Origin of the sequence: Kitasatospora sp. SolWspMP-SS2h (assembly GCF_003259315.1) — a bacterium.
GTDB classification, from domain to species: Bacteria; Actinomycetota; Actinomycetes; order Streptomycetales; family Streptomycetaceae; genus Kitasatospora; species Kitasatospora fiedleri.
Map to the genome: position 1 here is coordinate 273,000 of NZ_QLLT01000004.1, position 18,832 is coordinate 291,831.

The window sequence follows — 18,832 nt, forward strand, 5'->3', positions numbered from 1 at the left end:
CGCCGCGTCCCTTACTGTACGGACATGAGTTCTAGGGGGACCGCGGCCGGTGACCGCGGCACGGCAGTGGTGATCGGCGGCGGACTGGCCGGATGCCTGGCGGCCTGGGCGCTGCACGGCGTCGCGGAACGGGTCGTGGTGGTCGAACGCGACCGCTACCCGGACGGGGTGGACTTCCGCCCGGGCGTCCCGCAGGCCAAGCACGGCCACCTGCTGCTGGAGGCCGGCCAGCGCACCATCGACGAACTGCTGCCCGGCACCCTCGCCGAACTCCTCGCCGCCGGCGCCACCCGGGTCCCGCTCTCCGGCGGCCTGCGCTGGCTCACCTCGGCCGGCTGGCTCGCCCCCTACGACAGCGACCTGGCCGTCCTCACCTGCAGCCGCCCGCTGATCGACCAGGTCGTGCTGGAGCGGGTCCGCGCCGCGTCCAACGTCGAGTTCCGCACCGGCACCGAGGTGATCGGCCTGCTCGGCGACCGGCACGCCGTCACCGGCGTGCAGGTCAACCACCGCGGCCGGCACGGCGAGGAGATCGAGGCGATCCCCGCCGAGCTGGTCGTCGACGCCGCCGGGCGCGCCACCCGCGCCGCCAAGTGGCTCTCGGTGCTCGGCGCGCCCGCCGTCCCGCGCGACCGGGTCGACGCCGGCGTCTCCTACGCCACCCGGTTCTACCACCGCCCCGCCGACGCCCCCGCCGGCTCCGCCGTCTACCTGCAGAGCCACGCCCCCGACCAGGGCCGCTTCGGCGTCCTGCTGCCCGTCGAGGGCGAGCGCTGGATCGTCGGCATGGGCGGCATGCGCGGCTTCGAACCCTCGCTCCAGCCCGAGGAGTTCGAGAAGCAGCTCGGCCTGCTCCGCGACCCCGTCATCGCCGAGACGGTGATCGGCGCCAAGCCCACCGGCCCGGCCCGCGGCTTCGTCCCCGGCCCGAGCGTCTGGCGGCACTACGAACGCTCCGCCACCCACGGCTTCCTCGCGCTCGGCGACGCCTCCTGCACCTTCAACCCGGTCTACGGCCAGGGCATGACCGTCGCCGCGCTCGCCGCCCGCGCCCTGCGCGACGCCGTCCACCACCGCGGCGACCTCGGCCACGCCGCCGTCCGGGAGACCCGGGACGCCATTGCCGGCGTCACCAGGAACCCCTGGCAGATGGCGGCCGGCGAGGACGTCCGCTTCGCCGGCACCACCGGCGGCCCCTCCGGCCTCCAGGTCCGCGTCCAACAGCGGATGCTGGACCGGGTGCTGGCCCGCGCCGTCACCGACGCCCGGGTCGCCGGCGCGTTCCACCGGGTCGCCGCGATGGTGGAACCGCCCACCCTGCTGTTCCGTCCCTCCGTGCTGGGACCGGTCCTGTTCGGCGGCTGACCACACCGACCGACCGCACCGGCCGCCGGACCGCACCGGCGGCCGGACCACCGGCCCCGCACCGGCCCCCGCCCCCGGGTGTGGGAGCCTGTGTGGCGAATCCAGACGGCACCTGTGGAGCACCTGTAAAGGATTGGTCGGCGGACATGAGCGAGATCCAGTTCAGCAACAACTACCGGGACCTCAGCGAGCAGCACGGCACCGGCGCGGGCTTCCAGTTCGAGTTCTCCTGCGCGCGCTGCTACGACACCTGGCGCTCCGAGTTCGAACCCTTCCGCACCGGCCAGGCGGCCGGCTGGATCAACAAGGGCGTCAGCGCCGCCTGGAGCCTGCTCGGCGGCAGCGCCTCCAACGGCCTCACCAACGCCGCCGACGGCCTGGCCGGCGCCAGCTGGGGCAGTGGCCGCGACGCCGCCTTCCAGCGCGCCATCGGCAGCGCCCAGCAGCACTTCAACCGCTGCGCCCGCTGCACCCACTACGTCTGCGGCCGCTGCTGGAACGCCACCCAGGGCCTCTGCCTCGGCTGCGCCCCCGACACCGCCGCCGAGGCCGCCGCCGCCCGCCAGCGCGGCCTCAACGACGCCGTCACGCAGAACGCGTACACCCACGGCCAGTCCCGGGCCCCGCAGTTCGACGTCACCACCGACCGCCAACTGGTCTGCCCGCAGTGCCGCGCCGAGACCCACGGCACCCCGTTCTGCCCCGGCTGCGGCTTCCGCCTCGCCCAGCCCCCGCAGTGCGCCTCCTGCCACGCCGAGGTGCCCGCCGGCTCCGCGTTCTGCCCCAGCTGCGGCACCCGACGCTGACGCTGACGCCGCGCCGGGCCCGGAGCGGCCGGGCCCGGCGCGGCGTCAGGTGCCGTGGGTGGGGAGCAGCAGGATGCGGTCGGGGTCGTAGCGGTGCCAGGCGGGGGGTGCGGTGGCGCCGATCAGGCGGAGGCGGCACCAGGGGGTGCCCTCGGGGGAGTGCCACCAGGCGTTGATGCGGCCGAGGGCCCAGGTGTCGGAGTCGTCGAGCAGGACTTCGACGGGCTGGTAGGCGGGGCGGACGTCCGGTTCCGGCGGGGACCAGGCGGGGTCGGTCTGCAGCTGCGGAGGGAGCACTGCGGGCCTCCTTCGAGTCCGGTCGGCGGGGGTGGAACGGGTGCGGGATGCCCGAACGACCCGGCTGGTGGCGGTCGGGAACACTCTACAGAGGTGTAGAAACGAATCGTCGGCCATCCGGGCGGTGTGGCGCAACGGCGCCGCCCCGGTGGCGCGTTCGCGTCGGGCGCGCCGGTCATAGACTCGACGGATGACTGCTGAGGACTCCTCGATCGAGGCGCTGGGCGCCCTCGCCGACCCGGTGCGGCGCGCCCTCTACCGGCACGTGGCCGACGCGGCGGAGGAGGTCGGGCGGGACGCCGCCGCGGCGGCGGCCGGCGTCTCCCGGTCGCTGGCCGCCTTCCACCTGGACAAGCTGGTGGACGCGGGCCTGCTCGCGGTCTCCTACCGGCGGCCGCCGGGACGCGGCGGCCCCGGCGCGGGGCGGCCCGCCAAGGTGTACCGCCGGGCGGAGGCGGAGTTCGCGGTGGCACTGCCGCCGCGGGAGTACGGCGCGGCCGGCCGACTGCTCGCCGAGGTGGTCGAACGGGCGGGCCTGGACCGCGAGTTGCAGGCGGCGGCCCGCGCGGCGGGGTCGGCCGAGCAGCCCTCGGACGTGCTGGCGGCGCTGCGCGAGCGCGGCTACGCGCCGTTCCTGGACGGGGAGGTGGTGCGGCTGCGCAACTGCCCGTTCCACGCGCTGGCGGACGAGTTCCCGGCGCTGGTGTGCGGGATGAACCTGGCGCTGCTGGAGGGCCTGGCGGGGGAGGGGTGGACGCCCGCGATGGACCCGTGCGCGGGCGGCTGCTGCGTGTCGCTCTCTAAAAACAATAACCATTGACGTTAGAAGCCGGTCCGGGCCATGCTTGCCGCATGACTGCCCCTCAGGCCGCTGCCGCCGCCCCCGCCGCGCCCGCTGCCGCCGCCCCCGCCGCGCCCGCTGCCGCCGCCCCCGCCGCCGTCGCGCCCGCCCCCTCCGGCCACCACCTGGCCCAGGTCAACGTCGGCCGTACCGTGGCCCCGCTGGACAGCCCCGAACTCGCCGGTTTCATGGCCCAGTTGGCGGAGATCAACGAGCTCGCCGAACGCAGCCCCGGCTTCGTCTGGCGGCTGGTCGACGCAACCGGCGCGGACGCGACGGGCCTGCGCCCCGACCCGGACGACGGCCTGCTGCAGATCAACTGCTCGGTCTGGGAGTCGGTCGAGGCGCTGCGCGCGTACGTCTACCGCAGCGACCACCTGAGGGTGCTGGCCCGCCGTCGCGAGTGGTTCCGGCGGCCGACGGGGGCGCACCAGGCGATGTGGTGGGTCCCGGCCGGGCACCGTCCGGGCGTGGCCGAGGCGATGGCGCGGATCGCCCTGATCCGCGACCACGGACCCGGCCCGGAGGCGTTCACCTTCCGCGAACCGCACCCGGCGCCGGACGCCCGCTGAGCCGCCCACCGCCGACCACCCGGACGGCTGCGGACGGCCGGGCGGCGTGCCCCTGGTGTTTTGACTAAGCGCTTGCTTAGACTCGGCCGGGTGGGGTCGCCGACCCATCCCCCGAGCGCCGGCGGCCCCGCGTCCCGTCCCGCCCCCCTCGCAGGAGAGCGCCATGCCGGCCACCAACCGCCAGATCCGACTCGCCCGCCGCCCCGTCGGCCCGGTCCGCCCGGAGGACTGGACGCTGACCGAGGAGCCGGTCACCGGACCGGCCGACGGCTGGTTCCTCGGCCGCACCCGCTACCTCTCCCTCGACCCGGCGATGCGCGGCTGGCTGGACGACCGCCCCTCCTACCTGCCGCCCGTCGCGCTCGGCGAGGTGATGCGGGCCGGCTCGATCGTCGAGGTGGTCGAATCCGCCCACCCCGGCTTCCGGGTCGGCGAGTTCGTCACCGGCACCTTCGGCGTCCAGGAGTACGCGCTGTCCGACGGCCGCGGCGCCCACCGGGTCGACCCGGCGGTCGCCCCGCTGCCCACCTACCTCGGCGCGCTCGGCATGCCCGGCATGACCGCCTACTTCGGCCTCCTGGAGGTCGGCGCGCTGCGCGAGGGCGAGACGGTCGTGGTCTCCGGCGCGGCCGGCGCGGTCGGCAGCCTGGTCGGCCAGATCGCCAAGGTGAAGGGCTGCCGGGTGGTCGGCATCGCCGGCGGCGCCGCCAAGTGCGACTGGCTGACCGGGGAGCTGGGCTTCGACGCGGCCGTCGACTACCAGACCGAGGACGTCCGCAAGGCCCTGCGCACCCACGCCCCCGACGGCATCGACGTCTACTTCGACAACGTCGGCGGCCCCGTCCTGGACGCCGCGCTCACCCGGCTGGCCATGCACGCCCGGGTGGTGATCTGCGGCGCGATCAGCCAGTACAACAACGAGCAGGCCGTCCAGGGCCCCGCCAACTACCTGTCCCTGCTGGTGCGCCGGGCCCGGATGGAGGGCTTCGTCGTCTTCGACCACGCCGCCCGCTACCGCGAGGCCGCCCGGGAGATCGCCGGCTGGATCGCCGACGGCCGCCTCACCACCCGCGAACACCTGGTCCGGGGCGGCGTCGACGCCTTCCCGGAGACCTTCCAGATGCTGTTCCGCGGCGCCAACACCGGCAAGCTGATCCTCGAACTCGCCTGAGCGGGGACGCCGTCGGCGAAGGCGCCGACGGGGTCAGCCGATCGGGCGCAGCCGGGTGCCGGAGGCGGTGACGGCCTCGACGCCGGCCGGGCCGCTGCCCGGGTCGTCGAGGGCCAGGGTCCGGCCGGGCGGGGCGGGCTGGTCCAGCCGGCGGGACGGGGTGGTGACCAGCAGGCGGGAGACCCGGCGGCTGGCGGCGACCAGCAGGTAGGCGGCACCGTTCGGGGCGCGCCAGCGGTACTGGGCGACGGTGTCCTGCTCGTAGCGGCTGCAGGCCCGGCCGTCCGCGCGGCCCAGCCGCTCGGCCCGGCCGCCGTCCGGGGGCAGCACCGCCGCCGCCGCGCTGCCCGAGCCGTCCCAGCGGTCGGCCCGCAGACAGGCCCAGGCCAACTCCCCGGCGTTCTGCGGGAGCCGCTGGTCGGCGAACTCCCACAGGTTCAACTGCCGTACGCCCGGACCCGCCTCGGGCACCGCGCAGGCGCCCGCCGCCCACCGGCGCAGCGCCTGCGCGCCGACCGCCTCCCGGGGCGGGCGGGCCGGGGCGGAGCCGTCCGGGGGCGGGGTGTAGGTGAGGTGCGCGGGGGCGAGCCCGCCGAGGTCGGCCAGCAGGAAGGCGTGCTGCTCGGCGACCACCGGGTCCGACCGCAGTTGCAGCACCGGCCCCGGGCAGCCCGGCGCGGCCGTCCCCGGCACCGGGTCGGTCACCCCGTCGGCGAACGCCAGCGGGCGCTCCGCCTCGTCCGGCCGGTCCAGCCGCCGGGTCGCCGCGGACGCCACCCACGGCGCCAGCAGGTACCGGGCCCCGCGCGCGTCGCGCCGCAGCACCACCGCCGCACCGGCCGTCACGTCGCTGTCCCCGGCCGCCGCCAGCGCCAGCACCGGTCCGCCGGTCCCGGACGTCGGTCCGGACGCCGCCCCGGACGTCGGCCCGCTGCGTGCCGGTCCGCTAGGTGCCGGTCCGTCGGACGCCGGTCCGTCGGTGTACCGGGCCAGGCTCCGGCCGTCCGTCAGCAGCACCACCGCCGTGCCGTCCAGCCGTCCCGCGTACAGCAGTTGGGGCACGGCCACGGGCGGAGCCGGGGTGCTGCCGGGCTCGGTGGCGGCGGACGGCCCGGCCTGCTGCCAGGCGGTGACCGCGCGATCGACCAGGGCGGTGTCGTCCACCAGTTCGCCGCGGGCTGGCCAGACGGCGAGGTCCAGTTTCGCGGTCCGCCGCCACAGGTCCGCGGCGCGGCGCTCGGGCGCGACGGCCCGCGCGGCGGGCGGCGGCGCGCTCGACCTGCCGGTACTGCCGTGGGGCGAGCCCAGCACCGGCAGGACCGCGGCGGTCAGTGCCACCGCCACCGCCGCGGCCACCAGGGCTGAACGGCGGCGGCGGCGCAGCAGGTCGCCCGGCCGCAGGTGCACCGTGCAGGCGTCGTAGCCGGGCGGGAGCTCCGACCAGCCCGCGCCGCCCAGCGAGCGCAGCAGCTCGTCCCCGGCCCGGGCCGCCTCGGCCGGCGCCTCCACCCCGGCCCAGGCCAGCGCCTCGGCGGTCTCGGCCCGGTCCAGTCCGTCCAGCACCCGGAGCGCGAAACCGGCCCGCGCCGGGGCGGGCAACTCGGCCAGCCGGACGTCCAGTTCGGCGCCGCCGTCGTCCGGCGGCGTGAACAGCCGCACCCCCCACACCCGGGGGAGCACCGCCCCCGGCCAGCGCCGCCGACGCAGCGCCCCGCGCAGCACCCGGGCCCGCACCGCCTCGTACCCCGACCCGTACCCGGACCGGTCCGCGACCTTCCCGCCGAGCACCGGCAGCGCCCGCTGCACCACCGCGTGCGCCGCCACCACCCGGGCGTGCCGCCCCCGGTCGGCGGGCAGCGTCAGGTAGGCCATCCCCACCAGGTGCCGGTAGTGCCGCACCAGCAGGGCCTCCGCGGACTCCGGCCGTCCGCCGGAACCGGCCGCCCGGGGCCGCGGCAGTGTCCTGAGATCCATCGGCCCCTCCAAGGCTCGGCACGCGACCGGGGTACGTCGGACGGACCAACGAGTGGATCATCGGATAGTTGCGCGGGGCCCGTCCGGGCAGCCGGGGCCGGTGGCGTCGAGGGCCGTGGCGTCGGGGCCCGTGGCGTCGGGGACAGCGGGCACGGCGGCCGGGACCGGGCTGTCGGTTCGCCGGTGCGGCCGGGGGAAAGGGGTCAGGCGTCGTCCCCGGCCCCGTCGGCCCCGGCCAGCGTCGTCAGGTCGGTGTTGGCGCCGCACAGCACGACGCACACCCGCTCGTCCTGCGCGGGGCGGTAGCCGGTGCCGAGGGCGGCCAGGGCGGTGGCGGCGGCGTGCTCGACGGCGATCCGGTGCTCCTCCCACAGGTCGCGGCGGGCCCGGACGATCGCCGCGTCCGGGACCAGGACGGTGCGCACGTCCCGGTGGCGGGCGGCGGCCAGGGCGGTGGCGGAGGCGCGGCGGGCACCCAGCGAGTCGGCGGCGACCGAGTCGACGGGGACGTCCACGGGCGCGTCGGCGGCCAGCGCGGCGTGCAGGGCCCGGCAGTTCTCCGGTTCGACGGCGACGGTGCGCACCCCGTGCGCGCGGGCCGCGGTGGCCACGCCCGCGAACAGGCCGCCGCCGCCGACCGAGACCACCACCGTGTCCAGGCCCGGCACCTGGCGGTGGACCTCCCCGAGCAGGGTGCCCGCCCCGGCCGCCACCAGCGGGTGGTCGTAGGCGTGCGAGGCCAGCGCGCCGCTCGCCGCCGCGAACTCCTCGCAGGCCGCCAGCGCCTCCGCGTACTCGCCGCCCGCCAACCGGACGTCCGCCCCGTAGCCGCGCAGCCGGGCCACCTTCACCGCGGGCGCGTTCACCGGCAGGAACACGGTGGCCCGCACGCCCTGCTGCCGGGCGGCCCACGCGCAGGCCAGGCCCGCGTTGCCGCCCGAGGCGATGGTCACGCCCGCGTCCGGCAGGGTGCCCGCCTCCCGGTGCGCGCGCAGGAAGTTGACCGCGCCGCGGGCCTTGAACGAGCCGGTGTGCTGCATGTACTCCAACGCCAGCCACACCCCGCCCGGCCCGCCCGGAACCACCCGCACGGGGCGGACCAGGCCCGCGATCCGGTCGGCGGCGGCCTGGACGTCGGCGTGGCTGAGCTGGTGCACGGCACGGCTCCCGGTGGTGTGATCGGCGAGGGGGACGGGCCGACAGTACCGCCGAGGCCCGCCCCCGCCCGCCCCGGCCCCATCCGGTGCGGCGACCGCTCCGAAGACGTACGGGGCACCCGTCCCCGCCGCAGAACGCCACAGGACCACAGCGCCAGACCGCCACCACACCACAGCGCCAGACCGACCAGACCACCCAGGCCGTCGGCCCGACCACCGCCCGGCGCGGCCACCGCGCCGCCCGGAACACCGACAGGTCGCCAAGTCGACACCGTGAGCCCCATACGGAAACCAGCACCATGACTCTCGCCATCGTCCTGTTCACCCAGGACCTGCGCCTGCACGACAACCCCGCCCTGCACGCCGCCCGCGCCGGGGCCGACCGGGTGGTGCCGCTGTTCGTCACCGACCCGGCGATCGCCGCCGCGGGCTTCGCCGCCCCCAACCGGGCCGCGTTCCTGGCCGGCTGCCTGGCCGAACTGGACGCCGCACTGCGCGGGGCCGGCGGCCGGCTGCTGGTGCGCGAGGGCGACACCGCCGACCAGGCCGCGCGACTCGCCGCCGAGACCGGCGCGGCGAGCGTCCACGTCGCCGCCGGGGTCAGCGGCTACGCGCACCGCCGCGAACAGCGGCTGCGCGCCGCGCTCGGCGAACGGCTGCGGGTGCACGACGCGTCGCTGACCGCCGTCCCGCCCGGAGCCGTGCAGCCCGCCGGGCGCGACCACTACGCCGTCTTCACCCCCTACCACCGGGCCTGGCAGCAGGCCCCCCGCCGCACCCCGCTGCCGGCCCCGTCCGCCCTGCGCACCCCCGAGGACCTGACCGGCGCCCCGCTGCCCACCGCCACCCCCACCGCCCGCAGCCTCCCCGACCCCGGCGAGGCCGCCGCCCGCCGCGCCTGGCAGCGCTGGCACACCGACGACTACGCGGCCCTGCACGACGACCTCGCCGCCGACGGCACCTCCCACCTCTCGCCCTACCTGCACTTCGGCTGCCTGTCCGCCAACGAACTCGCCCACCTCGCCGAACGGCGCGGTGGCCACGGCGCGGACGCCTTCGTCCGGCAGCTCGTCTGGCGCGACTTCCACCACCAGGTGCTCGCCGCCCGCCCCGACGCCGCCCGCGCCGACTACCGCCACCGGCCCGGCCACTGGCACGAGGACCCGGAGGAACTGGCCGCCTGGCGGGAGGGCCGCACCGGCTTCCCGATCATCGACGCCGGGATGCGGCAGCTCGCCGAGACCGGCTGGATGCACAACCGGGCCCGGCTGCTCACCGCCAGCTTCCTCGCCAAGACGCTCCGCCAGGACTGGCGGCCCGGCGCCGCGCACTTCCTGCACCACCTGGTCGACGGCGACCTCGCCAACAACCAGATGAACTGGCAGTGGGTGGCCGGCACCGGCACCGACACCCGCCCCAACCGCGTCCTCAACCCGCTCACCCAGGCCGACCGCTACGACCCGTCCGGCGACTACGTCCGCCGCTGGCTCCCCGAACTCGCCGACCTCCCCGGCCGCGAGATCCACCGCCCCTGGCAGTCCCCGCACCGCCCCGACTCCTACCCGGCCCCCCTGATCGCCCCGGACGCCACCGGGGAGCGCATGCGCCAGGTCCGCCGGGAGCGGGAGAACACGCCCGGCTAGTCCTCCTCCTCCCCTCCTCCTCGGCCTGCACCGGGAGGCCGCCCCGGTGGTACCGCCAACCGGAGGAAATCCTGTGCAGATCATCAGGTCGGCCAGCGAATTCGACCGTTCAACGGTGCCTGGCCATGACATTTCGCGGAAATTACTCCGTTCGACCGCCAAACCGTCACCTGGAACAGGATTGCCGCCGGAGGAAACGGGCAGGGGGCCGCATACCCCAAGCGGCACCAGAGAGAGGCAACAGCGTGGCACTGAGCGTGAGCTACGGGGAGCGATACGGCTGGACGGTGGTCCAGGTGGCCGGGGAGGTGGACATCAGCGGAGTCGCTGCCCTCCGCGAACGCCTCCAGCGACTGGTGACCGACGGCTGCCTGCGGATGGTGGTCGACATCAGCCGGGTCGACTTCTGCGATTCCACGGGCTTCGCCGTCCTGGTGGCCACCCGCCGGATGCTGTCCTCCCGCGAGGGGCAACTGCGGCTGGTCCTGCCCGGGCCCGACGTCCACACCCGCAAGATCCTCCAGCTCTTCGGGATCGAGCGGATCTTCGACGTCCACGACTCGGTGGACGAGGCACTCGCCGACCTGCGCGAGACCGTACTGACCGCGGACGCCGCCGACGCCGTCCCCCGCCCGCGCGAAGGGACCCACGCCACCACCGACTGACCGCTCGACCGGAGACGCAGGCGGGGGCGTGGGCTGGGGCGCGGGCGGGGGGTCTCCGTGCCGTTCGCGGCTCCGGCCTCAGCGCGGCGTGCCGAAGTCCTGCGTCCACCAGGGTCCACCCGTGCCCAGGTGGACCCCCACACCCAGCTCGGTGAACTTGCAGTTCAGGATGTTCGCCCGGTGGCCCGGGCTGTTCATCCAGCTCTCCATCACCGCGGCCGCGTCCTTCTGCCCGCGCGCGATGTTCTCGCCCCAGCCGCTCCACGCGTACCCGACGGCGTCGATCCGCTGCTGCGGACCGGCCCCGTCCGGGTTGGTGTGGTCGAAGAAGTTGCGCGCCGCCATGTCCTCGGAGTGCCGCAGCGCCGCCGTCGCCAGCTTCGCGTTGGACCGCACCGGCCCGCAACCCGCCTGCGCGCGCTGCGTGTTGACCAGGTCCACCACCTGCTGCGCCAGATCCGTCGACCGCTTCGCGGCGGAGGCCGCCGCCGGGTTCGCCGACGGCGCGGCCGACCCGGAACCGGGCGCCGCCGCCGGGGCGGACGGCTTGGCGGAAGCCGACGCGGACGGGGACGGGGCGGCGGAGGAGACCGGCGCGCTCGGCGACGGGGAGGCCGAGGCGGACGGGGACGCGGACGGCGCTGCGGACGGCGAGGCGCCCCCGTCGGCCGCCGGGGCGGTGCCCTGCGCCGGGTCCACCAGCGCCGCCACGGACGGCGGCGGCGGCTCGGCCGCGCCCACCGCCGGCGGCGTGTCCGTCCCGCCGACCACCACCAGCAGCCCGGCCACCACCGCCACCGCGGCCACCACCCCGCCGCCCAGCACCACCGGGGCCGGACCGCGCCGCCGGGCCCGCCGGTGACCGCGCCGCGCCCCCGCCCGGTGCGCGCCGCCCGAGGACGGGCCCCGCCGGTGCGCCGCCCGCCCGGCCCACGGCGCGGCCCCGCCGGTGCCGTCGCCGCCACCGGGGGAGGACGCGGCGGCGAGCTCCTGCCCGAACCGCGCCCCGTCCGGCAGCGGCACCAGCGCCAGGCCCGCCAGCAGCCCCTCCGCCGGGACCAGGCCGCGCCGCTGCTCCCCGCACACCGCGCACTCCCGGGCGTGCCGCCCGATCCGCTTGCGCCACAGCGCGCCCGGCACGCCGTCCCAACCGGCCGTCACCTCCGCCAGCCACGGGCAGCCCGGCACCGCGGCCAGCGCCCGCACCACCACCCGGGCCGCCTCCAGCTGGCCCTTCATCCGCTGCACCCGCACCGCCGCGTGCTGCGGCGGTATCTCCAGCGCCGCCGCCAGCTCCGTCCGCGACAGCTCGCCCGCCGCCTCCAGCCACCACAGCGCCAGCAGTTCGCGGTCCCCGTCGTCCAGCCAGCGGGTCGCCTCCGCGACCTCGCGGCGCTGCTCCGACAGGCCCAGCCGGACGATCGTCAGGCCCACGAAGTCCGCCGCCGGATCGGCCACCGCGGCCGGGTCCGGCACCGCGTCCACCGCGTCCGCGTCCCGGAAGCGGCGCCGCACCTGGTTCAGCGCGATCGCCACCAGCCAGCTCCGGAACCCGGCCGGATCGCGCAGCCCGGCCAGGCCGTCCACGGCCCGCAGCATCGTCTCCTGCACCACGTCGTCGGTGTCCGGGTGCCCCGACAGGGCCCGCCCCACCACGTTGTAGACCAGCGGCAGGTGCCCGCCGACCAGCTCCGCCACCGCCTGCCGGTCACCGCGCTGCGCCCGCCCGACCAGCGCCGCCGTCCGTCCACTGTCCACAGCCCGGTCCGTCCTCGTGTTCTCGCGTCCTGCCCTCACACCCTGGGAGATCCACCGGCCGGCGGCGGATAACGCAAAACGGGAGGGAACCTTCGGCAGAGGCGAAGCTTAGTGAGCCGGGAGGAGAATCCCGGGACGCGGGAGGTGAAGGTGGCGTGCGGGAACGGTGAGGCCCGCGCGACCACGGGGGTCGCGCGGGCCTCGGGCCGTACGTCGTGCGCCGTGCCCCGCCACCGCGGGGCCGCGGTCGGGGCCGGTCAGTACCAGTGGTGCGACTGCCAGAACGACCAGGCGCCGCAGGGGCTGCCGTAGCGGCTGTTCATGTAGTTGAGGCCCCACTTGATCTGGGTGGCGGGGTTGGTGCGCCAGTCCGCGCCGGCCGAGGCCATCTTGGAGCCCGGCAGTGCCTGGACCAGGCCGTAGGCGCCGGAGGAGGCGTTGCTCGCCGTGTAGTTCCAGCCGCTCTCGCGGGTGACGATCTGGCTGAAGCACTGGAACTGGGTGTCGCTGCCGATGATCCCCCGGGCGATCTCCTGGACCGAACCGGCCGGGACGCTGGCCAGCACGCTGCGCGCGGAATCGCGGCTCGCCTGCTCGGTGGCCCGCTTCGCCTCCGCCTCCTCGGCGGCCTTGGCGTCCTTGGCCGCCTTCTCAGCGGCCGCCTTGGCGGCTTCGGCGGCCTGGTCCGCGTCGGCCTTGGCCTGGGCGTCGGCCGCGGCCTTCTGCCGGGCGGCCTCGGCGGCGGCCTTCCGGGCGGCGGTGTCGGCGGACACCTGCTGGGCGTCGGCCTGCCGGCCGATGCCGTCGCTGACGTTCTGGGCCTGCGCACCGGTGGGCGCGTCGGCGAGCAGGGTGGCGCTCGCGACGTCGACCGTCTGGACGGCCTTGCCCTCACTGCCGGCGGCCGCACCCACGACCGCTCCGACGGCGGTCACCGCGGTGGCGGAGGCGACAGCGACGCCCCGGACCGAGATCCGAGTCACATGGTTTCCTTCCGGCGTCGCCCGTCCTGTGACCGCACGGGCGCGTTACCTGCCCCTGGCGCTGGCCTCCGTCGAACGCTGGTCACGGGAGACGCGGACTCGGCCGCCGCCCCGGGCGGGCCCGGAGCGGCGGGTGGATCGAGCGGCGTACGGCCTCGCGGTCGTGCAAGTCATCGGCCCGCCGACCGGAGTCGGCGGGTGTGCGGGGCCGTACGCAGGGCCTGACGCCGATTCACCCTGCCTCACCCGGCCGTGTCTACGCAATTCCCCCGGCCGTGGCGGATCTCACACCGCTGATCATCGGAAAACCCGGCGAACGGGAGCTGACGCCCGGTCAGTTCGCCCGCCACCGCTCAGAACAGGCGCAGCGAGACCCAGAGGGCCAGGACGGACGCCGCCAGGGTGGTCGGCACGGTGAGCGCGCCCAGCGCGGTGAACAGCCGCGGACCGCCGTCGTCCACCGACCGCTCCCGGGTGATCCGGCGCCACAGCAGGGTGGCGAGGGAGCCCGCGTACGTCAGGTTTGGGCCGAGGTTCACGCCGAGCAGCACGGCCAGCACCGGGCCCGGACCGGACGGGGCGGCCAGCGGGACCAGCAGCAGCGTCGCCGGGAGGTTGTTGACCAGGTTGGCCAGTACCGCCGCCAGCCCGGCCAGCGCGAACAGCACCGGCAGCGTGTCGCCCGCCGGGACCACCGCCGCCAGCCGGTCGGCCAGCCCGTTGTCCACCACCGCCCGCACCACCACGCCCAGCGCCAGCACGAAGGCCAGGAACGGGACGGCCGCCGCCGACAGGATCCGGCGCGGCGTGCTGCGCCGACCGGTCAGCGCCCGCACCGCCAGCACCAGCGCGCCCGCCGCCGCGGCCCACGCCGGGGAGACGCCGACCGCCGAGGCCAGCACGAAACCCGCCAGCGTCCCCGCGACCGTCCACAGCGCGAACCGGGGCAGCCGCACCCCGCCCGCCGCCACCGGCCGCTCGGCGGGCACCGCCAGCTCGGCCGCGAACCACCGCCGCAGCACCAGGTACTCGACCCCCACCGCGGCCAGCCAGGGCAGCGCCATCAGCGCCGTGAACCGGCCGAACCCCAGGCCGCTGGCGGTGAACGCCAGCAGGTTGGTCAGGTTGGAGACCGGCAGCAGCAGCGAGGCCGTGTTCGCCAGGTGCCCGCACGCGTACACGTGCGGCCGGGGCCGCACCCCCAGCGTCCCCGCCGTGGCGATCACCACCGGGGTCAGCAGCACCACCGTCGCGTCCAGGCTGAGCACCGCCGTGACCACCGCCGCCACCGCGAACACCTGCCCCAGCAGCCGCACCGGCCGCCCGCCCGAAGCCCCCGCCATCCAGCGGCCGCACGCCTCGAACAGCCCCTCGTCGTCGCACAGCTGCGCCAGCACCAGCACCGCCGCCAGGAACCCCACCACCGGCGCCAGCCGCTCCACCTCGGCCCACGCCGCGGCCGGCGACACCGCCCCCACCGCCACCAGCACCCCCGCCGCCGGCACCGCCACCACCGCCTCCGGCCACCCGAACGGTCGTCGGACCGCGCACACCAGCACCGCCGCCAGCAGCACCAACGACAGCACCTCGGCGGACACCGTACTCACCGGACCCGCTCCTCCCTCACACTCGACGCACCGGACCCGGCGGGTCCGACGAACGCCCCATCCAAGCAGCTCCGCCCCCACCGCCACCCGAACCGGCACCCCCGGCGACCGGCGCCTTTGCGCGGACGGGGACCCGGCGGAAGGCTGGGGGCAGGCAGCAGGCCAGCAGAGGCAGAAGGAGGGGGCATGTCCGTCCGACCACCTACCCCGAAGATCCGCGCGCAACGGCTGCGCGCGGCAGCGGCCGGCGGCTTCTCGCTCGGCTCGACCGCCTCGTTCCTCTCGATCGGTTCGATCGGCTCGTTCCTGTCCGTCGGCTCGGTCGGGTCCTTCCTGTCGGTCGGCTCGGTCGGCTCGGCGCTGTCCGTCCTCTCCCTCGGCTCCTGGCGCAGCACCGCCTCCGTGCTGTCCGCCGAATCGGCCCTCGCGGTGCTCTCCTACCGCTCGGTCCGGGCCGTCGCCGCGGCCCACCGCCGCCGCGGCGGCACCCGGCACGGCTGACCGGGGACCGGCCGGTCGGTCGGCGTCCGGCGGTCGGCGTCCGGGGCCCGGTTCCTGGTGCCCGCAGAAAATGCGGTGCGCCGGACGGGGCGCGAGCGCCATCGTGTCGGAATGACACGGACGCTGGTCGCGGGCGCACTGGCCGGGCTCGGGGTGGCGCTGCCGCTCGGCGCGATCGGCGTGCTCCTCCTCCAGGAGGGCCGCCGGGGCTGGGCCCCCGCCGCGGGCGCCGCCACCGCCGTGGCCACCGTCGACGGCGCGTACGCGGCAGCCGCCGTGCTGGCCGGACCACAGGTCGCCACCCTCCTGGCCGGACACGAGACCGCGGTACGGGCCGCCTCCGCCCTCCTGCTCGCCGCGATCGCCGCCCACGGACTGCTCGGCCTCCGCCGCCCCACCGCCCCCGCCCCGACCGCACCTGCGGGGCCCGCCGCATCCGCGGGGCCAGCCGCCCCCACCGTGCCCGTCCTCGCCGAGCCTGCCGGGCCCGTGGGGCCCGCCGCCCCTGCCGTGCCCGGTCGGGCGTCCGTGGTGGCCCGCGCCTTCCTCCGGTTCGCGCTGCTCACGGCCGTCAACCCGACCACCGCCCTCTACTTCACCGCCCTGGTCACCGGCCGGGGCAGCGCCGCCGGTGACGGCTCCGCCGCGTTCGTCGTCGGGGTCTTCCTGGCCTCCCTGGCCTGGCAGCAGGTGCTCGCCGCGGCCGGGGCACTGGCCGGGTCGCGGCTCGGCCCCCGGGCCCGCCGGCTCACCCACGCCGCCGGGTACGGCCTGGTCGCGGTGTTCGCGGTACGTCTCGCGCTGGCCGGCTGAGACGACTGAGACGACTGAGACGGCCGAGGGGGCCGACTGTCACCGGCGGGTGGGATCTTGTCCGGATGGACGAACCGCCGCTCGGCCCGATCGCCGCCTACTGGAACGCCGCCGCCCCCTCGTTCGACCGGGAGCCCGACCACGGCCTGCGGGACGGCGCCACCCGGTCGGCCTGGCGGCGGCGCCTCGCGGGGTGGCTGCCCGGTGCGGGGCTCGACGTGCTGGACGTCGGCTGCGGCACCGGTTCGCTCTCCCTGCTCCTCGCCGAGGCCGGGCACCGGGTGACGGGCGTCGACCTCGCCCCCGCGATGGTCGACCGGGCCCGGGCCAAGCTGGCCGCCGCCGGGTTGGACGGGCGCTTCCTGGTCGGTGACGCGAGCCTCCCCCCGACCGGTGACGGCCGGTACGACGCGGTGCTCTCCCGCCACCTGCTCTGGACCCTCCCCGACCCGCACGCCGCCCTCCGCGCCTGGACCGACCTGCTGCGCCCCGGCGGCCGCCTGCTGCTGGTCGAGGGCCGCTGGCGCGAGGCCGACACGCCCGTCGAGCCCTACGCCCCGGGCACCGAGGGCCTGCCCTGGGCGGGCGGCGTCACCGCGTCCGTCCTGGCCGCCGCGCTGCGCCCCCTGGTCCGCGACCTGCGGGTCGAGCCCCTCGAAGCCGATCCGGCGCTGTGGGGCGGCCCGGTCCACGACGAGCGCTACGCGGTCCTGGCCCTGGTCTGAGCCCCGTTCGGATGCGGGCTGTCGGCGGGACGGGGTACGGTCCGGCCCATGGCCGACACCGAACTGACCACGCTGCTGGGTGTTTTGAACGGCAAGCGCAAGCACGTCCTGGACATCCTGGAGGGCCTGGACGAGGAGGCCCTGCGCCGCCCGGTCCTCCCGTCCGGCTGGAGCTGCCTCGGGCTGGTGCACCACCTCGCGCTGGACGACGAGAAGTTCTGGTTCCGCGCGGTCGCGGCGGGGGACCGGACCGCGATCGACGAGATCCTCGACACCGGGGGCGACGCCTGGCAGCCCGCCCCGGAGCTAACCGCCGAGGAGGTCTTCGCCCTCTACCGCGGGCAGGCGGCGCTCTCCGACGTCTTCCTCTCCACCGCCTCCCTCGATGCGTCCCCCGCCTGGTGGCCGGACTTCTTCGACGGCTGGCGCTACGACACCCTGCGCGAGGTCGTCCTGCACGTGATCACCGAGACCGCCACCCACGCCGGCCACCTGGACGCCGTCCGCGAACTCCTCGACGGCCGCCAGTACCTGGTCCTCGCCTGACCACTCACCACCGGTCGCCGGTAGCCGCCCCGGGCCCCGGGGCGGCTACTCGTGCGCCCCGCTCCCGCTGAGCGGGGGGCAGCCCGCGGGTTCGCCGAGCCAGACGTGGGCCGCGGTGTCGAGCGGCAGGCCGAGCGCGGCGCAGAGGCCGACGACGGTGCCGAAGCCCGGGCTGGGCAGGCGGCCCATCTCGATCTTGCGCAGCGTCTCGGGGGAGATCCCGGCGCTGTGGGCGACGGTGGCGGGGTCGCGACCGGCCCGGGTCTCGCGGAACAGCGCACCCAGTCGGCGGCCGGCCTCGATCTGCTCGGGGGTCAGGGGGACTCGCACCATGCGGACACGCTACTGAACCGCCCGGCCCGCCGCCCAGGCGGGCAGCCCGGACGGGCAGCTCAGCGCAGCGGCAGCTCCGGTCCGCCCCGCTCCGCGGCCGGCCGCGGGCCGTGGATGCGACGGTCGGCGGCGTCGATGCGGACGTCGTCGATGCCGGCCTCGCGCCGCCGCGACCTGCGCTGGCGGGCCGCCCTGACCGCCGCCGTCGAGACCACTGGGGCCTCCGCCCCCCGCGCCCGGCTGCTCGCCGCGTTCGACTGGCTGGGCCACTGGTTCGCCGAGCCCGGCTACCGGGGCTGCGCCTGGATCAACGCCTTCGGCGAACTCGGCCCGACCTCCCCGGCCGACCTCGCCGAGGTGCGCGCCCACAAGGCAGCCTTCCACGCCCAACGCGCCGACTGGGCCCGCGCGGCGGGCCTCACCGACCCGGCCCCCGTCCAACTCCTCGCCGAGGGCGCCATCGTGACCGCCGCGATCGACGGCGACCCCACCCCCGCCACCCGCGCCCGCGCCGCCGTGGAGACGCTCCTCGACGCCACCACCTGCTGAAACCCCGCCCCCGGCAGGGGCAAGCCGACCCGCGACCGCATGCCCCGGCGGCCCTCACCGATTCATGTGAATATCCATCCAGCTCAGGGGCATACGGCGCACCGACACTGACTGCGTGGAGGTCACCATGGTTCCCCTTCTTCTGGTTCTGCTGCTGGCGCTGATCCTGTTCGGCGCCGGCTTCGCGCTCAAGGCCCTGTGGTGGGTCGCGATCATCGTGCTGGTGGTCTGGGTGGTCGGCTTCGTCGCCCGCGGCACCAACGCCGGTGGCAGCCGCGGCCGCTGGTACCGCTGGTAACCGACGGCCAGGACGGCACCCCGGAGCGACCGGACACCGAGCGGGGCCCGCGCACCAGCGCGGGCCCCGCTCCCGTGCGCCCAACCCCCTCCACCGGAGACCGCGTCGGCGGTCCTCCGCTCCGGCCGGCTGGACGGGACTCCCAAGGGTGGTACGGCAGTTCGCGGGTCAGGCGTCCGCGCGGCGGGGAGCAGATTGAGGGCGTGTTGGTGGGGTACGGAGCGTGGG

At 76.6% G+C, this 18,832-nt stretch carries 20 protein-coding genes; 13 read left to right on the forward strand and 7 right to left on the reverse strand.

Features of this window, described 5'->3' with window-relative positions:
- Window positions 1-24 precede the first annotated feature (24 nt).
- Window positions 25-1,365, forward strand: coding sequence for an NAD(P)/FAD-dependent oxidoreductase (locus K353_RS07085; protein ID WP_111552706.1), 1,341 nt, complete (start codon window positions 25-27; stop codon window positions 1,363-1,365).
- 146 nt (window positions 1,366-1,511) lie between these two features.
- Complete coding sequence (locus tag K353_RS07090; RefSeq protein WP_111552707.1) at window positions 1,512-2,171, forward strand: zinc ribbon domain-containing protein; 660 nt, start codon at window positions 1,512-1,514, stop codon at window positions 2,169-2,171.
- Between the two features lie 45 nt (window positions 2,172-2,216).
- Here K353_RS07090 and K353_RS07095 read toward each other — a convergent pair whose 3' ends face one another.
- The gene (locus K353_RS07095) at window positions 2,217-2,468 is read right to left on the reverse strand and encodes a hypothetical protein (protein ID WP_199528033.1); all 252 of its coding nucleotides are present in this window, start codon (window positions 2,466-2,468) and stop codon (window positions 2,217-2,219) included.
- Between the two features lie 190 nt (window positions 2,469-2,658).
- Here K353_RS07095 and K353_RS07100 point away from each other — a divergent pair, with 190 nt between their 5' ends.
- The 3 genes from K353_RS07100 (at window position 2,659) to K353_RS07110 (ending at window position 5,052) form a co-directional block, all read left to right on the forward strand.
- The gene (locus tag K353_RS07100) at window positions 2,659-3,288 is read left to right on the forward strand and encodes a helix-turn-helix domain-containing protein (RefSeq protein ID WP_111552708.1); all 630 of its coding nucleotides are present in this window, start codon (window positions 2,659-2,661) and stop codon (window positions 3,286-3,288) included.
- 32 nt (window positions 3,289-3,320) lie between these two features.
- Window positions 3,321-3,881 carry a DUF3291 domain-containing protein gene (locus K353_RS07105; protein WP_111552709.1) on the forward strand — a complete coding sequence of 187 codons (561 nt, stop codon included), beginning with the start codon at window positions 3,321-3,323 and terminating at the stop codon, window positions 3,879-3,881.
- 163 nt (window positions 3,882-4,044) lie between these two features.
- The gene (locus tag K353_RS07110; RefSeq protein WP_199528018.1) at window positions 4,045-5,052 is read left to right on the forward strand and encodes an NADP-dependent oxidoreductase; all 1,008 of its coding nucleotides are present in this window, start codon (window positions 4,045-4,047) and stop codon (window positions 5,050-5,052) included.
- A gap of 33 nt (window positions 5,053-5,085) precedes the next feature.
- Here K353_RS07110 and K353_RS07115 read toward each other — a convergent pair whose 3' ends face one another.
- Together K353_RS07115 and K353_RS07120 are read right to left on the reverse strand one after the other, a co-directional pair.
- Window positions 5,086-7,026 (reverse strand): hypothetical protein, encoded by a 1,941-nt coding sequence (locus K353_RS07115; RefSeq protein ID WP_111552710.1) that lies wholly within the window; start codon window positions 7,024-7,026, stop codon window positions 5,086-5,088.
- A 203-nt stretch (window positions 7,027-7,229) separates the two neighbouring features.
- Complete coding sequence (locus K353_RS07120) at window positions 7,230-8,183, reverse strand: serine/threonine dehydratase (RefSeq protein WP_111552711.1); 954 nt, start codon at window positions 8,181-8,183, stop codon at window positions 7,230-7,232.
- 299 nt (window positions 8,184-8,482) lie between these two features.
- Here K353_RS07120 and K353_RS07125 point away from each other — a divergent pair, with 299 nt between their 5' ends.
- Window positions 8,483-9,826, forward strand: coding sequence for a deoxyribodipyrimidine photo-lyase (locus tag K353_RS07125; RefSeq protein ID WP_111552712.1), 1,344 nt, complete (start codon window positions 8,483-8,485; stop codon window positions 9,824-9,826).
- Window positions 9,827-10,071: 245 nt separating this feature from the next.
- Entirely contained in the window at window positions 10,072-10,491 is a 420-nt protein-coding gene (locus K353_RS07130; protein ID WP_158585368.1) for an STAS domain-containing protein, read from the forward strand.
- Between the two features lie 78 nt (window positions 10,492-10,569).
- Here K353_RS07130 and K353_RS07135 read toward each other — a convergent pair whose 3' ends face one another.
- From K353_RS07135 to K353_RS07145, 3 genes are all read right to left on the reverse strand, one after another.
- Window positions 10,570-12,249 (reverse strand): sigma-70 family RNA polymerase sigma factor, encoded by a 1,680-nt coding sequence (locus K353_RS07135; RefSeq protein WP_111552714.1) that lies wholly within the window; start codon window positions 12,247-12,249, stop codon window positions 10,570-10,572.
- 257 nt (window positions 12,250-12,506) lie between these two features.
- Window positions 12,507-13,232: a transglycosylase SLT domain-containing protein gene (locus K353_RS07140; protein ID WP_111552715.1), complete on the reverse strand. Its 726-nt coding sequence runs from the start codon at window positions 13,230-13,232 to the stop codon at window positions 12,507-12,509.
- 353 nt (window positions 13,233-13,585) lie between these two features.
- Complete coding sequence (locus K353_RS07145; protein ID WP_111552716.1) at window positions 13,586-14,839, reverse strand: SLC13 family permease; 1,254 nt, start codon at window positions 14,837-14,839, stop codon at window positions 13,586-13,588.
- Window positions 14,840-15,025: 186 nt separating this feature from the next.
- On the opposite strand from K353_RS07145, the gene K353_RS07150 reads away from it, so the two are divergent.
- The 4 genes from K353_RS07150 to K353_RS07165 all read left to right on the forward strand — a co-directional run bounded on the left by K353_RS07150 (window position 15,026) and on the right by K353_RS07165 (window position 17,424).
- Window positions 15,026-15,340: a hypothetical protein gene (locus K353_RS07150; protein ID WP_233533424.1), complete on the forward strand. Its 315-nt coding sequence runs from the start codon at window positions 15,026-15,028 to the stop codon at window positions 15,338-15,340.
- A gap of 111 nt (window positions 15,341-15,451) precedes the next feature.
- Entirely contained in the window at window positions 15,452-16,153 is a 702-nt protein-coding gene (locus K353_RS07155; protein ID WP_111552717.1) for a LysE family transporter, read from the forward strand.
- Window positions 16,154-16,218: 65 nt separating this feature from the next.
- Window positions 16,219-16,878, forward strand: coding sequence for a class I SAM-dependent methyltransferase (locus K353_RS07160; RefSeq protein WP_111552718.1), 660 nt, complete (start codon window positions 16,219-16,221; stop codon window positions 16,876-16,878).
- A 48-nt stretch (window positions 16,879-16,926) separates the two neighbouring features.
- Window positions 16,927-17,424 (forward strand): DUF664 domain-containing protein, encoded by a 498-nt coding sequence (locus tag K353_RS07165; protein WP_111552719.1) that lies wholly within the window; start codon window positions 16,927-16,929, stop codon window positions 17,422-17,424.
- A 45-nt stretch (window positions 17,425-17,469) separates the two neighbouring features.
- Here K353_RS07165 and K353_RS07170 read toward each other — a convergent pair whose 3' ends face one another.
- Window positions 17,470-17,757 (reverse strand): helix-turn-helix transcriptional regulator, encoded by a 288-nt coding sequence (locus tag K353_RS07170; protein WP_111552720.1) that lies wholly within the window; start codon window positions 17,755-17,757, stop codon window positions 17,470-17,472.
- A gap of 150 nt (window positions 17,758-17,907) precedes the next feature.
- Here K353_RS07170 and K353_RS07180 point away from each other — a divergent pair, with 150 nt between their 5' ends.
- On the forward strand, window positions 17,908-18,306 hold the full coding sequence (locus tag K353_RS07180) for a hypothetical protein (RefSeq protein WP_199528019.1): 399 nt from the start codon (window positions 17,908-17,910) through the stop codon (window positions 18,304-18,306).
- 127 nt (window positions 18,307-18,433) lie between these two features.
- Entirely contained in the window at window positions 18,434-18,604 is a 171-nt protein-coding gene (locus tag K353_RS07185; protein ID WP_100835002.1) for a hydrophobic protein, read from the forward strand.
- The last annotated feature ends 228 nt before the right edge of the window (window positions 18,605-18,832 follow it).